The following is a 13,108-nucleotide window of genomic DNA, read 5'->3' on the forward strand; positions in this document are numbered from 1 at the left end:
GACCGGAATCCCCCCGGCGTCGGCATCGCGAATCAGCGCGCACAAGGGTTCGATCCACGGCAGCGGGTCGTTGACGCTCATCGGCCCTCCCATCAGGCACAGGCCGGAGAACTCGCCGGCATGGGCAGGAACGGTCTCACCCCGGTCGATGGCGATCAGTTGCCATGGAATCGAGCGCAGATCGAGGAATGTGGCAAAATAGCCCGGTCCCTCGGTTTTGTTGTGGCGAAAAATGGCGATGGGTTTCATGGGCGGAAGGTTTCTGTTTGGCGGTGCCGGATTTCTGCGCGTTGTGAATTTTACGCGCAGCGTACTGCTCTGCCTATGGCTGAGCGCGCCGTCCGCGCATGCGGCGGATGTCGGTCTGGCGGGCCTGTTTCCGGGCAAGGCCCTGCTGACCATCAACGGTGGCCCGCCACGCATTGTTTTGATCGGCGTCAAGACTGACGAAGGGGTAACTGTGCTTTCCATCGATGGGGAAACAGCGACCCTTGACATCGATGGCAAGAAGCGGGTTTTGCGAGTTGGGCAGAACGTTGCATCGCAGTCGTCAGGAAGCGGCCCGGCGACAGCCGTGCTGACCGCCGATGGCCGAGGGCATTTTGTGACCACCGGAAATATCAACGGGACGAGCATCCGTTTTCTGGTGGATACCGGGGCGTCGATGATTTCATTGGGAGCCGCCGACGCGCGCAGGATAGGCATTGATGCCAGCAAGGGGCAGGTCGGGTACACGCAGACGGCCAACGGGGTGACGCAGGTGACCCTGGTCAAGCTCAATGCCGTGCGCGTTGGTGAGATTGTCCTGAACAACGTAGATGCCACAGTACATCAACACGATTTGCCGATTGCCTTGCTCGGCATGAGTTTTTTGAACCGTATGGAAATCCAGCAAAATGGCGAGACCATGACGCTGAAGAAACGCTACTAGGAGAATTGCATGCCCCATCGCGAACAGGAAATCATCATGTTGCGCCGCGAACTCGAAATGTTGATGGGCGAGCGGCAGACCCTGTTGCGGGTTGTCGGAGCGAGCGCTGCTCTGATCGCCAGTCTGGACAGCAAGCGCCTGCCAGTCGGTGCCGTAGAGTCTGCCGACCAGGTGGCGACGTCGATCAATGCGCTGTCTGAAGAAACACTGCAGGATGCACTCAATGCCGTGCGTGCCGAAATAGAGGATGAGGAAGCTGGAAACGAAAAATGACGACTTTGTACTGACAGCGGACGCCAAGAATCCGGAGGTGCTTGATCTTGACCGCTTGCGTGCGGTACTGTACCCGGCTCCTTCGCGGACCAAGTTTGTGCTTGAGGATGGGGTCGGGGACGATGAATTGATACCGGCTTCGGTGCTCTTTCCGATTGTCCTGCGCGAGAGCGGGCCTTCGGTGCTGCTCACCCAGCGTACAGCGCATTTGAAGGATCATCCTGGACAGATCAGTTTCCCCGGCGGGCGCGTCGAACCTGAGGATGCTTCGTCAGCACACACCGCCCTGCGCGAAGCAGAGGAAGAAATCGGTCTGTCATCCGAGCATGTCGAGATCGTCGGCTATTTGCCCGAATACCGCACCGGCACCGGCTATTGCGTGACACCGGTGGTTGCGATCGTGACGCCACCATTCGAATTGCGCCCCGATCCCTTTGAAGTGGCGGAAATTTTCGAAGTGCCGTTTGCCTTTTTGATGGACTCTGCCAACCATCAGCGGCATTCAATGCACCATCGCGGCAAGTTGCGCCACTATTTCGCCATGCCTTACGGGGAATACTTCATCTGGGGTGCCACCGCCGGGATTATCGTGACGCTTTCCCGTGCACTGGCTCCTGAACCCGGTGAGTTCCAGGCACATCGGGTCCTTGAATGACCCAGACCTTATAAACCGCCATGCACCCCATTTCTCCTTGATGCAGCGGGTGCGTCTTCGCTGCGGCAAGTGCCCATGAAATATGGTATCTTGCTTTTTTCAGAAAGCAGGCGGGCGCAGATCACTCTGTGCCATGCCATCAAAAATTCCGCATGAGTCTTTTTTCTCTGGTTGCCGTTCTGCTGATCGAGCAGATCTGGCCCTTGCCTTACCGCCGGGTTGTTCATGAACCACTTTCCCGGTTGGCCCGGTTTCTTGAAGGCCTGTTCAACGCCGGTGAGCGCAGTCATGGCCTGATCGCCTGGCTGATTGCCGTCGGCGGGCTCGTACTCTTCGCCGGCAGCGTTCATGTCGCACTGCATTTTCTCAACCCGCTGCTGGCCTGGCTGTGGAGTATCCTGATTCTTTATCTGACCATGGGTTTCCGGCAGTTCAGTCACTATTACACGGATATTCAACTGGCCCTGCGCATGGACGATGTACCCCAGGCGCGCAAGCTGCTGGCGGCATGGCGGGGGCGTCCGACCGATGGTCTTTCGTCTTCGGATATCGCCCGGCTGGCGATTGAGGAAGCGCTCAGTGCATCGCATCGTCATGTCTTTGGCGTACTCGTCTGTTATGTCCTGCTGCCGGGGCCGTGTGGTGCTGTCCTCTATCGCGCAGCCGCTTTTTTTGCCGAAGTCTGGGGAAAACGCAGCGATGCCGACGCCGGCGGCTTCGGAAAGTTTTCACAACAGGCCTTTGCTGTTATAGACTGGTTGCCCTTGCGGGTTACCGCTACCGGTTTTGCCATAGTCGGCGATTTCGAGGATGCGGTTTACTGCTGGCGAACGCAGGCCGAAAAATGGCCGGATACCCAGTTGGGAAGCGGCATCGGCATTGTTCTGGCCAGCGGGGCAGGGGCTCTGGGTGTGCGTCTGGGCATGCCGGTAGTCGAGGCCGGCGAAATTGCCGATCGCGCCGAGATGGGTACCGGTAATGAAGCGGACGTTGATTTCATGCAGAGTGCAGTGGGTTTGGTCTGGCGTGCCCTGTTGCTCTGGTTGTTGCTGTTGCTGTTGTTGGGTTTTGCCAGTCTGGTGGGTTCGTAATCGATAAATACACTTAGGAGATTGTTAACATGAGCAGAGATGTTGTCGTTTTAAGCGCAGTCCGTTCGGCGATCGGTACCTTCGGCGGTTCATTGGCCTGGATCGAGCCATGCGAGTTGGCCGGTATCGTCATGAAGGAATCGATTGCCCGTTCCGGCGTAGATCCAAAGGAAATCAATTATGTGACGGTAGGTACCGTTATTCCGACCGATTCCCGCTTTGGCTACGTCTCCCGCGTCGCCTCCATCCAGGCCGGTTTGCCGATGGACTCGATCGCCATGCAGGTCAGTCGCCTGTGTTCTTCCGGTCTGCAGGCCATTGTGACTTCGGCACAGAACATCATGCTCAGTGACAGTGACTACGGGATCGGCGGCGGCGTCGAAGTCATGTCGCGTGGCACCTACATGCTGCCGGCGATGCGCAGCGGTGCCCGTATGGGTGACGCCAAGGCCGTCGATTCGATGGTTGCCACCCTGAACGATCCGTTCGGTGTCGGTCACATGGGCATCACGGCGGAAAACGTCGCGGCCAAGTGGGGTATCACCCGCGAAGAACAGGACGCGTTCGCCGTCGAATCGCAGCAGCGTGCCGGGCGAGCGATTGCCGAGGGGCGTTTCAAGTCGCAGATCGTCCCCGTTGTTCAGGAGACGCGCAAGGGCGATGTGGTCTTCGATACCGACGAGCACGTCAAACCCAAGACGACGCTCGAAGCGCTGGCCAAAATGAAGCCGGCTTTCAAAAAAGACGGCACGGTTACCGCCGGTAATGCATCCGGCATCAACGACGGCGCGGCCTTCTTTGTGCTGGCGGCAGCCGACGTGGCAGCCAAGGCCGGCCAGAAGCCGATTGCCCGTATCGTTTCATACGCCATCACCGGCATACCGAACGAGATCATGGGCGAAGGTCCGATCTCGGCGACCAAGCTGGCACTCAAGAAGGCCGGTCTGACGCTCGACAAGATCGACGTCATCGAAGCCAACGAAGCCTTCGCTGCCCAGGCGATTGCTGTCGCCAGAGGGCTGGATCTCGATCCGGCCAAGACCAACGTGAACGGTGGTGCCATCGCCTTGGGTCACCCGATCGGCTGCTCCGGCGCTTTCATTGCCACCAAGGCCTTGTACGAGCTTCAGCGCGTCAACGGCAAGTACGCTCTGGCCACCATGTGTATCGGTGGCGGACAGGGTATCGCCGTTATTTTCGAACGTCTCTGATCGAACCTTACGAGTAGTGCAAAAACCGACGGGGCGTTCGCGCCACCGTCGGTTTTTTTTTCGGCTGTCTGGATTTCGTAGTGGATTTGTGTGCTGCAGTATTCATTGCGCTTTAAACTGGAGACTGTTCTGACCGTCGACAGTCGGCCATCAGGAGTCATCCGACCGCTGACGCTGACAGGCAGGTCAAGACTGTCAACGGGCACTCATATTTTTTAGACCAGAGGCACCTGTCTGCCCTGAAGAGACATTCGCTGGACGAAGTTGGTTGGCAGAAACCAGTCGCTCGCGCGAGATTCCGAAGAACGGGGCAATTTCAAAGAGCTCCGGCTACCAATACCGAAGTAAATCTGCCCCACATCTGTTGGAAAACTTTACACAGCTTCTCGAAGACAGAGCCAAGGTTCTGCCAAGTCATTGATTTTTCTTCTCGGCGCGATTTTTGCTACAGTAAACTTGCCGGTCGGACCGGCTCATCGTTATCCGGCCGGGGTGCTCGCATCAAGCAAACGGTGTGGCTTGTAGTCTCACGGAAATACTCTGAAGAAACATCGAGAATGTGAACAACTTTCATGCCGGCTGTACTGTTGTTGAGATTGACGACGAGTGCATCGCTAACGATGTCAAAGGGAGAAAATTCAAATGTCAACTTTTCCGAAGAATTGCAAAGCTTTGTTGGGGTGCGCAGCAGTCGCGGCCTGTGTTCTGAGTTCCTTGCCTGCCATTGCAGCGCCGACCTTCTATTCGACCGGCACGCATATCGACGGTGGACGGGATCTAGACTGGTTGGTTTCGACGGGGTACGGCAGCTTCAACACTGCCAACTTCCAACAAGCTTATATCTGGTCACACGGCAGTGAGACTTGGATCAGCGATACCAACTATGCGGGAAACTGGGGACCACAGTATCAGTGGTTCACGTTCCGCCAATACTTCGACCTTACGGGGTACGATGCATCGAATGCACAGCTCAAGTTTTACTGGGGTGCTGACGACATTCCTGGCGCGGTAGGGACGATCCCTGTGTTCTCCGTCAACGGCAATGCGTTCCAAGGGGTCGGGACGGCTACCGGCTACAGCATCGGCAACAACCTTGTCACTCTGACATCTCAGTTCGTGACGGGTCGGAACTACATCGACTTTCGAGTGGAGGGTAATTACGCGACCAACGGCATGGGACTGCGAGTCGAGTCCTTCACGGCCCCGGTGCCCGAACCCGAGAGTTACGCAATGCTCCTGGCCGGCCTCGGTCTGCTAGGCTTTATGGCACGGCGTAGGAAGCAATAGCGCTTCAGTTTCCTTTAAATGACTATTCGACCCCGCTTCGGCGGGGTTTGTTTTTTCGTAGAGCAAGTGCCGCTCTGGGTCGCTTGCCGAAGCCCATCATCGTCTAATCCCGCATTGTCTATCGCCAATACTTTGTCCGCCGCACCACGTTGACCTCGCGTCAATCACTGAACCCGGAGACTTCGACTGCCTCAGTAAAGCAGGAAATCCGCGCGCTCGGCCTCCCAGGCGGCCTCGTCGGCCAGCGTCAATGCGTCGAGGTCGGCCGGCGTCGCGGCCGGCTCGTCGACCCACTCGCGCAGCAGCGGGCTGCCGTTGATCAGGTCGATGGCTAGCCGCTCATTCTCGTATTCGTAGGCGAAGTCGCGCCACAGCGCATAGTCCGGCTGCAAGCGGCGCAGGGCCTTGAAGGCCAGGCATTGCACGCGCCACGGGCGGAAGGCGTGGTGCCGGTAGCGGGCGTCGTCAACATGAATCTGCACCCCGTTGCACAGGTGTCCGGCGTGTTTGTGGAAGGTCGGCTCGAACCAGCACTCGCGCAGACGACAGCCGGCAAGCCACGCCGGGGCGAGGGCGAACATTTCGCCGATCAGGGCGCGGGCGTCGATGTCCGGCGCGCCGAACAGCTCAAGCGGGCGGGTCGTGCCTCGCCCTTCGGAGAGCGTCGTTCCTTCGAGCATCACGGTGCCGGCGTAGCAGCGCGCCATCGAGAGATTGGGCGCATTCGGGCTGGGATTGATCCACGAACGTTCGCCGAGCGGCCAGCCATGGCCGGGCGCGGCTTCGGGGCACCAGCCGTGCATGCGGATGACTTCGCAGTCGACATCGAGATTCAGGGTGGCGATGAACCAGTGTGCCAACTCGCCCATGGTCAGGCCGTGGCGCATCGGCAGCGCGCCGGCGCCGACAAAACTCTCCCAGCCCGGACGCAACCGCAGCCCTTCCAGCGGCCGGCCGACGGGGTTTGGACGCTCGAGTATCCACACCGTCTTGCCGTGTTCGGCAGCCGCTTCGAGCAGATAGCGTAGCGTGGTAATGAAGGTGTAGATGCGGCAGCCGAGATCCTGCAGGTCGATCAGCAGCACGTCAAAAGTGTCCATCATCGCCGGCGTCGGGCGACGTACTTCGCCGTACAGGCTGAATACCGGGATGCCGTGCCGCGGATCGAGAAAGTCGGGCGACTCGACCATGTTGTCCTGCTTGTCGCCGCGCAGGCCATGCTGCGGGCCGAAAGCCGCACTCAGGCGCAGATCGGGGAGCGCGGCCAGCGCATCGAGGGCATGCGTCAGATCGGCCGTCACCGAAGCCGGGTGGGCGAGCAGGGCAACGCGCCTGCCGGCCAGCGGCCGGCGCAGCTCGGCTTCGGCGAGCAGACGCTCGAGTCCGAATTTTATGGCGGGCATCGTGGGGCTCTCAATCGGAGTTGCGCGGGCCGCCCAGTTCCAGCGTGAAGGCCTCGCGGTGGTGGAAGTCAGGGCGCAGGGCAGGGTGGCGCAGCGCCCAGTAACTGTGGCTGCCATCGACCACGTCGGCGGCCTCGATAACGGCTGCCAGCCCGATTTTCAGTCCGCCAGCACAGGCCGGCAGTGCTCCCGGAGCGAGCAGGGCTTCGATTTCAAAGCGACCGGCATGGAGACGCGAAACGATCTGCGGCGCATCAATCAGCACCAGCGAATCGTCGCGCTGCCGATAGTCCGAAAAAGCATAGGCAGCCCACTGCCCGCAGGGCGAGAAATTGTACTCGCGGTAGGCCGAATCGCCAGCGCCGGCGACAAAGGCTTCAAAGCAGGTGTGCTCCCACAGCAGGTCGGTCCGCTCGCTTGCACCCGTCATCGGAATCAGCAGGCGGGCCATGTCGCCCCACACCCGGAAGGCCAGGCTCAGGCCACCGTCGGCGCGCATCGATGCGCCGGCCTCGATCGCCCGCACTACCGGGGCCGGTGTTGCGGGATGGCAGAGCAGGGTCAGCGGGTAGACATCGGACGGCATGCAGCGAATTCTAGCCGTTCTTGACTGGCGACAGAAAGATAAACGGGCGTCGGCGCATCGCTGTCGTTGGCAAGCTGTCAGGTTCTGGCAGCCTGCTTGGGTGGCTTGATTTTTAATGTTAATGTTCCTGTCTGGTTTTCTCACGGTTCAAAGGTCATGGCGATTCTCGAAATTCGCAACGTCACGCGCCGCTTCGGCAACCTGAAGGCCGTCGATGACGTCTCCTTGTCGATCGAAGCGGGCGAGTTCTTTACTCTGCTCGGGCCCTCGGGCTGCGGCAAGACGACCCTGCTGCGCATGATCGCCGGATTCGATGAACCCGATCAGGGCGCGCTGTTCCTTGAGGGCCGGCCGCTTGCCGGCATCCCGCCGGAGAAGCGCCCGGTGCACACCGTATTCCAGAGCTACGCGCTGTTTCCGCACATGAGCGTGGCGCAGAACATCGCCTTCCCGCTGCGCATGGCGGGCAAGGACGAAGACGAGATCCGCCGGCGGCTGAAAGAGACGCTGGAACTCGTTCACCTCAGCGACAAGGCGCAGCATTTTCCGCACGAACTCTCGGGTGGCCAGAAGCAGCGCGTGGCGCTGGCGCGCGGGCTGATCAACAAGCCGCGTCTGCTGCTCCTCGACGAACCGCTGGGCGCGCTCGACGCCAAACTGCGCGAGCAGATGGAGGGCGAGCTGATCGCGCTGCAGCGCGAAGTCGGCATCACCTTTGTCTTCGTCACCCATTCGCAACAGGAAGCGCTGGCATTGTCGCACCGCATCGCTGTGATGAACGAGGGGCGCATCGAGCAGGTCGATCGTCCCGAGCAGATCTACGGCTACCCGAAAAACCGTTTTGTCGCCGACTTCATCGGTACCATCAATCTGCTTCCGGTCGAGGTGTGCGAAGCGACGCACGGCCATTTGCGTCTGGCCGTTGCAGGCCTCGGCGAGATCATCGCACCGGCGCTGGCTGGCGTGAAGGCTGGCGAGCGCGGCATGTTCGCGTTGCGCCCCGAGCAGGTGCGGGTCAGCGCACGCCACGAGGCGCAGGAATTGCACAACCACTATCACGGCAAGGTACGCGATTACCTCTATCTCGGCGACGTCACCGTCTACAAGGTCGAGTTGGACAACGGCGTGCTGCTGGAGGCATTGCTCGCCAATTCGGCGCCGGGCCGTGCGAAATTCTTCGAGATCGGCGATACGCTCGGCGTCGGCTGGCGCCACGATTCGGGAGTGTATCTTCGTGACTGATTTTTCGACAGACTCCGCGACCAGGCCGCACGAAAGCGGGCGCGACTCCCGTGTCACCCAATGGCTGGTCAGTCTGCCGCCGACGCTGTTCCTGCTCGTTTTCTTCCTGGCGCCGGCACTGATCATGCTCGTCGCTTCGTTCCAGTACCCGGGCGAGTTCGGCGGACTGGCGCCGCTCTTTATCGACGGTCAGGCCAACCTGAGCCTGGAAACCTACCGCTTCTTTTTCAGCGACCTGATTTATGCCGAGATATTCCTGCGCTCCTTCCTCGTCGCCGCCGCAACGACGCTGATCTGCCTGATCCTTGCCTATCCGCTGGCGCTGACCATTGCGCACAGCCCGAAACGCCACCGCGACCTGCTGGTGCTCCTCGTCATCCTGCCCTTTGCCAGCAATTTCCTGATCCGCATCTACGCCTGGATCATCCTGCTCGGTCCGGCCAACCTGCTGTACACGCCCTTTGCGGTGATCGCCGGGATGGTCTACGTCCATCTGCCGTTCATGATCCTGCCGCTCTATACCAACCTGGAGAAGCACGACCCGGCGCTGCTCGAAGCCGCGCAGGATCTCGGCGCCGGGGCGTGGACGCGCTTCTGGCGCGTTACCTTCCCGCTTTCGCTGCCCGGAATCTGGTCGGGTACGGCGCTCGTTTTCATCCCGGTGCTCGGCATGTTCGCCATTCCCGAACTGCTCGGCGGCACCGGCGACATCCTGATCGGCAATCTGATCAAGGAACAGTTTCTCGACAACCGCGACTGGCCGCTTGGCTCGACGCTGTCTCTGTTGCTCACCTTGGCGGTGCTGTTACTGGCGGGTTTCTCGGCGTGGGCCGGGCGTACCCGGCGAAGGCTGGCGTAATGCGCCGCAACGTCTGGCTATGGGCGGCATCACTGGCGGTTTACGCCTTCCTCTACGTACCGCTGGCCGTGGTCGTCCTTTTTTCCTTCAACGATTCGCTGCTCAACGCGCAGTGGGTGGGCTTCACCACCCGCTGGTACAGCAAACTGATCGACAACGATGAGATGCTGCGCGCCGCCGCCAACTCGCTGTTCATCGCGCTCGTCGCGAGCAGCGTCGCTACCGTTCTCGGCACCATGGCCGGCATCGCGATGCAGCGCTGGCCGCATGGGCTGACACGCTTCCTGCCCTTCCTTGTGCTGACGCCGGTGGCCATGCCCGAGATCCTGCTCGGTGTTTCGCTGCTGCTTTTTTTCAGGCAGGTGCTCGACCTCACGCTCGGTCTGTTCTCGATCCTTGTGGCGCACATCACCTTCTCGCTAGGCTTCGTTGCCATCATTGTGCGGGCCCGCCTGGCCGGCATGGACGAGAGTATTTTCGAAGCCGCGCGCGATCTCGGGGCCAGCCCCTGGCGCACCTTCCGTCACGTCACCTTCCCGCTCATCCTGCCCGGCATCCTGGCCGGTTTCCTGATGAGTTTCACGCTCTCCATCGACGACTTCGTGATCACCTTCTTCGTTGCCGGCGTCGGCGTCACCACATTACCGCTGCAGATCTATTCGATGATCAAGGTGGCCGTCAGCCCGGAGGTCAACGCCGTGTCGACGCTGCTCATGGCGCTGACCCTGACGCTGATCGCCCTGGCCTCGCGGCTGGCACCGGATACCTTGAAGGGGAGGGGATGAAGATGGAAAAAGTGCTTGCCCTTGCTTTTTTCCTGCTTGCTCTGCCCGTTTCTGAAGCCCGCGCTGAAGACGTGCTCTACCTTTACAACTGGAACAACTACATTTCCGAAGAGACGGTGCAGCGCTTCGAGGCAGCCTGCAAGGTCCGGCTGAAGCAGGATTACTACTCGGACAACGAGGAGATGCTGGCCAAACTGGAAGCCGGCGCCACCGGCTACGACCTGATCGTGCCGACCGGCAACGCCGTTGAATCGCTTATCCGCCGCCAGGCGCTACGCCCGCTCGACAAGACGAAGCTGCCGCACCTGACGAACATCAGGCGGGAATTTCTCGACACCTGGTATGACCCCGGCAATCACTATTCGGTACCCTATGCCAGCACGGTGACGCTGATCGGTTACAACGCTACCCGGCTCGCCGAACTCGGCCTGCCGACCGACACCTGGGCGCTGATCTTCGAGCCGAAGTACCTGGAAAAACTCAAGGGAAAAGTGACCGTACTCAATAGCCAGCGCGAGCTGATGGCCGCCGCCATGCGCTACCTTGGCTATTCGGTGCAGACGCGCGATCCGGCGCAGTGGGATGAAGCCAAACGTCTGATCCTGCGCGCCAAGCCCTACTGGGCGACCTTCTCGAACAGCACCTATATCAAGGATCTGGCGATTGGCAACCTGTGGGTCGCCCACGGTTACTCAAGCGACATGTTTCGCGCTCAGCAGGACGCGCTGGAAGCCAGACGACCCTTCACCATTGGCTTTACGACCCCGAAGGAAGGTGCGGTACTGGCCGTCGACAATTTCGTTGTGCACAAGTCAGGGCGGCGTCCCGATCTGGCGCATTGCTTCATCGATTTCATGCTCGATGGCGCCAACGCCGCCGACATCTCCAACCTGATCGGTGCCGGCAACCCGAATGCGGCGGCAACCCCGTATATCAGGGGAGAGATTGCCGGCAACCCGGCCATATTCCCGACGGCCACAGAAATGAAACGGCTGGAAATGCTGCGCGATTTCGACCCGAAGACGCGGCGTACCCTGTCGCGCATGTGGACCGAAATTAAAGTGCGTTAGTCTTGCCTGCGCCAGTTCAGAGGCGGTGAATTGATTAACACCTCCCAACCCGTCATTCCGGCGAAAGCCGGAATCCAGTACCTTCCTCCGCTATCCATTCAACGGTTGACCTGCGCTTCAACCCGACACAAGAAGCTCTCCAGCGATTCTATTTCGCTGTCGAACACGATCGCTTCGTCCTCTTCGGCTAGGGACAGAGGCTCGCTGTTCTGGAGTTGATACGCCAGGATCGCCAGGCCGGCGTCCGAGGCATCGGTGCCGGCCTGCTTCCTGGCCAGTAGCCGTTGTCGCAGGGTGGGTTCGGTTGCGCGGCAGGAGAGAATCCGGTAAGGGACGTGCAGTGTCCTGGCCAGGTTGCGGAAGATTTCCCGCTGCCAGTGCTTGAGGCTGGCCGCATCGACGACGAGCGGGAAGCCGGCGTCCAGAATGGTCCGCGCGAGCTGTTCCAGCCGCAGATAGGTGGCTCGCGTCGTTGCCGCATCATAAAGGCCGCTGTCTGGCGCCGTTGCGCTGTGCGTCAATGCGGGCAAGCCGCACAGTCGCTTGCGCTCGATGTCCGAGCGCAGGCGCAGGGCGCCGATGTGTTCCAGCACGGCCTCGGAAACCCAGGTTTTCCCCGATCCCGAAACGCCGTGCATGAGCAGCAACTGCTTCCTGCGTGGCCGGCTCGCACGGCGGGCGAAGGCCAGGTATTGCGAGCGGATTTCCGCCTCCCTCTGCGCGGCGGGCGGCTCTTCCTGAGCAGAGCGGATTCCCGCCACCTTGGCACGCACCAGGGCGCGATAGACGCGGAAGAAAGGCAGGCATTGCAAGCCTGCGTAATCGCCGGTGGCTTCCAGGTAGCGGTTGAGAAAGCGGTGCGCAAAGTCGGGCCGCCCCCTTTCTTCGAGATCCATGCTCAGGAAGGCAACTTCGCTGATCACGTCGATCCAGCGCAGCCTGGCATTGAACTCGATGCAGTCGAAGATCTTCGGGGTTCCGTGCACCAGGGCTATGTTGCCCAGATGCAGGTCGCCGTGACATTCGCGGACAAAACCGGCGCACCGGCGGGATTCAAGAAAGCCCTCCAGTCGCGCAAATTCGTTGCGACTCCAGGTATCCAGTTCATTCAGCACCGCCCTGTCGCCGCCGTCGTCCATTCCGGCGGGGAGTTGGCTGAAATTCTGCGCCACCAGCGCCCATACCGCCGCCGGTGCGCCGTACTCGCTCCCCGCGCCGGCGCGCGCCACTTGCGCATGGAATTCGGCGATCTGCCCGGTCAGCGCGTCAATTTCCTCTGTCCGCAATTCGCCCTGCGCCAGACGTTGGTCAAGCAAGGCCGATTGAGGGAATTCGAGCATCTTTACGGCAAATTCGATGCCTTGAATGTCCTCGACCGGCTCGGTACCGTTGCCCAGCCGGGGCGCGTCCGCTGTGCCGAAAATCGGTATGACGGAAAGATACAGTTCGGGAACCAGACGGCAGTTGAGGCGAAACTCCTCGGCGCAGTAGTAGCGACGTTGCTCAAGGCGGGTGAAGTCAAGAAAGCCGAGATTGACCGCTTTCTTGATCTTGTAGGCAAAGAGGCCGGTCAGCAGCACATAGGAAATGTGCGTCTCCAGCAGCGTCACCTCCTCAACCGGATGCGGGTAGCGCGCAGGGTCTTGCAGCGCGTGCACCAGGTCGAGCTGGGAATCGGCCTGGGAATCGGCCGGGGCATCGAGCGCAGGGCCACC

The 13,108-nt window shown here is 60.6% G+C and carries 13 protein-coding genes and 1 pseudogene; 10 read left to right on the forward strand and 4 right to left on the reverse strand.

Annotated features, from left to right (window positions below; translation table 11 throughout):
• Positions 1 to 249, reverse strand: a pseudogene (locus JNM42_RS06180) (type 1 glutamine amidotransferase); the annotation flags it as partial.
• On the opposite strand from JNM42_RS06180, the gene JNM42_RS06185 reads away from it, so the two are divergent.
• The 6 genes from JNM42_RS06185 to JNM42_RS06210 all read left to right on the forward strand — a co-directional run bounded on the left by JNM42_RS06185 (position 248) and on the right by JNM42_RS06210 (position 5,448).
• On the forward strand, positions 248 to 931 hold the full coding sequence (locus tag JNM42_RS06185; RefSeq protein WP_294267732.1) for a TIGR02281 family clan AA aspartic protease: 684 nt from the start codon (positions 248 to 250) through the stop codon (positions 929 to 931). The pseudogene JNM42_RS06180 and the gene JNM42_RS06185 sit on opposite strands and share 2 nt — an antisense overlap.
• 9 nt (positions 932 to 940) lie before the next feature.
• The gene (locus JNM42_RS06190) at positions 941 to 1,204 is read left to right on the forward strand and encodes a hypothetical protein (protein WP_294267734.1); all 264 of its coding nucleotides are present in this window, start codon (positions 941 to 943) and stop codon (positions 1,202 to 1,204) included.
• Positions 1,179 to 1,859 (forward strand): CoA pyrophosphatase, encoded by a 681-nt coding sequence (locus JNM42_RS06195; RefSeq protein WP_294267736.1) that lies wholly within the window; start codon positions 1,179 to 1,181, stop codon positions 1,857 to 1,859. Before JNM42_RS06190 ends, JNM42_RS06195 begins: the two co-directional genes overlap by 26 nt.
• A 152-nt stretch (positions 1,860 to 2,011) precedes the next feature.
• Positions 2,012 to 2,950, forward strand: a complete 939-nt coding sequence (locus JNM42_RS06200; protein WP_294267737.1) for a CobD/CbiB family protein — start codon at positions 2,012 to 2,014, stop codon at positions 2,948 to 2,950.
• A 29-nt stretch (positions 2,951 to 2,979) separates the two neighbouring features.
• On the forward strand, positions 2,980 to 4,161 hold the full coding sequence (locus JNM42_RS06205; protein ID WP_294267739.1) for an acetyl-CoA C-acyltransferase family protein: 1,182 nt from the start codon (positions 2,980 to 2,982) through the stop codon (positions 4,159 to 4,161).
• Between the two features lie 642 nt (positions 4,162 to 4,803).
• The gene (locus JNM42_RS06210; protein ID WP_294267742.1) at positions 4,804 to 5,448 is read left to right on the forward strand and encodes an FxDxF family PEP-CTERM protein; all 645 of its coding nucleotides are present in this window, start codon (positions 4,804 to 4,806) and stop codon (positions 5,446 to 5,448) included.
• 191 nt (positions 5,449 to 5,639) lie between these two features.
• Here the strand turns inward: JNM42_RS06210 and JNM42_RS06215 are convergent, their stop codons facing one another.
• The gene (locus JNM42_RS06215; RefSeq protein WP_294267743.1) at positions 5,640 to 6,851 is read right to left on the reverse strand and encodes a DUF1343 domain-containing protein; all 1,212 of its coding nucleotides are present in this window, start codon (positions 6,849 to 6,851) and stop codon (positions 5,640 to 5,642) included.
• 10 nt (positions 6,852 to 6,861) lie between these two features.
• A complete protein-coding gene (locus tag JNM42_RS06220) occupies positions 6,862 to 7,437 on the reverse strand; it encodes a DOMON-like domain-containing protein (RefSeq protein ID WP_294267745.1) in 576 nt (191 codons plus the stop codon).
• 156 nt (positions 7,438 to 7,593) lie between these two features.
• On the opposite strand from JNM42_RS06220, the gene JNM42_RS06225 reads away from it, so the two are divergent.
• Genes JNM42_RS06225 through JNM42_RS06240 form a run of 4 tightly spaced genes read left to right on the forward strand, consistent with a single transcriptional unit; the run spans position 7,594 to position 11,393 of the window.
• Positions 7,594 to 8,679, forward strand: a complete 1,086-nt coding sequence (locus tag JNM42_RS06225; RefSeq protein ID WP_294267747.1) for an ABC transporter ATP-binding protein — start codon at positions 7,594 to 7,596, stop codon at positions 8,677 to 8,679.
• A complete protein-coding gene (locus JNM42_RS06230) occupies positions 8,672 to 9,538 on the forward strand; it encodes an ABC transporter permease (protein ID WP_294267749.1) in 867 nt (288 codons plus the stop codon). The genes JNM42_RS06225 and JNM42_RS06230 overlap by 8 nt, the downstream gene beginning before the upstream one ends.
• Positions 9,538 to 10,323, forward strand: a complete 786-nt coding sequence (locus JNM42_RS06235) for an ABC transporter permease subunit (protein ID WP_294267751.1) — start codon at positions 9,538 to 9,540, stop codon at positions 10,321 to 10,323. Before JNM42_RS06230 ends, JNM42_RS06235 begins: the two co-directional genes overlap by 1 nt.
• Entirely contained in the window at positions 10,320 to 11,393 is a 1,074-nt protein-coding gene (locus JNM42_RS06240; protein ID WP_294267753.1) for a spermidine/putrescine ABC transporter substrate-binding protein, read from the forward strand. Before JNM42_RS06235 ends, JNM42_RS06240 begins: the two co-directional genes overlap by 4 nt.
• 98 nt (positions 11,394 to 11,491) lie before the next feature.
• Here the strand turns inward: JNM42_RS06240 and JNM42_RS06245 are convergent.
• On the reverse strand, positions 11,492 to 13,108 hold a 1,617-nt coding region (locus JNM42_RS06245; RefSeq protein ID WP_294267755.1), incomplete at its 5' end, for a bifunctional aminoglycoside phosphotransferase/ATP-binding protein.

Source organism: Propionivibrio sp., assembly GCF_016790145.1.
In the GTDB taxonomy this organism is placed as follows: Bacteria; Pseudomonadota; Gammaproteobacteria; order Burkholderiales; family Rhodocyclaceae; genus Propionivibrio.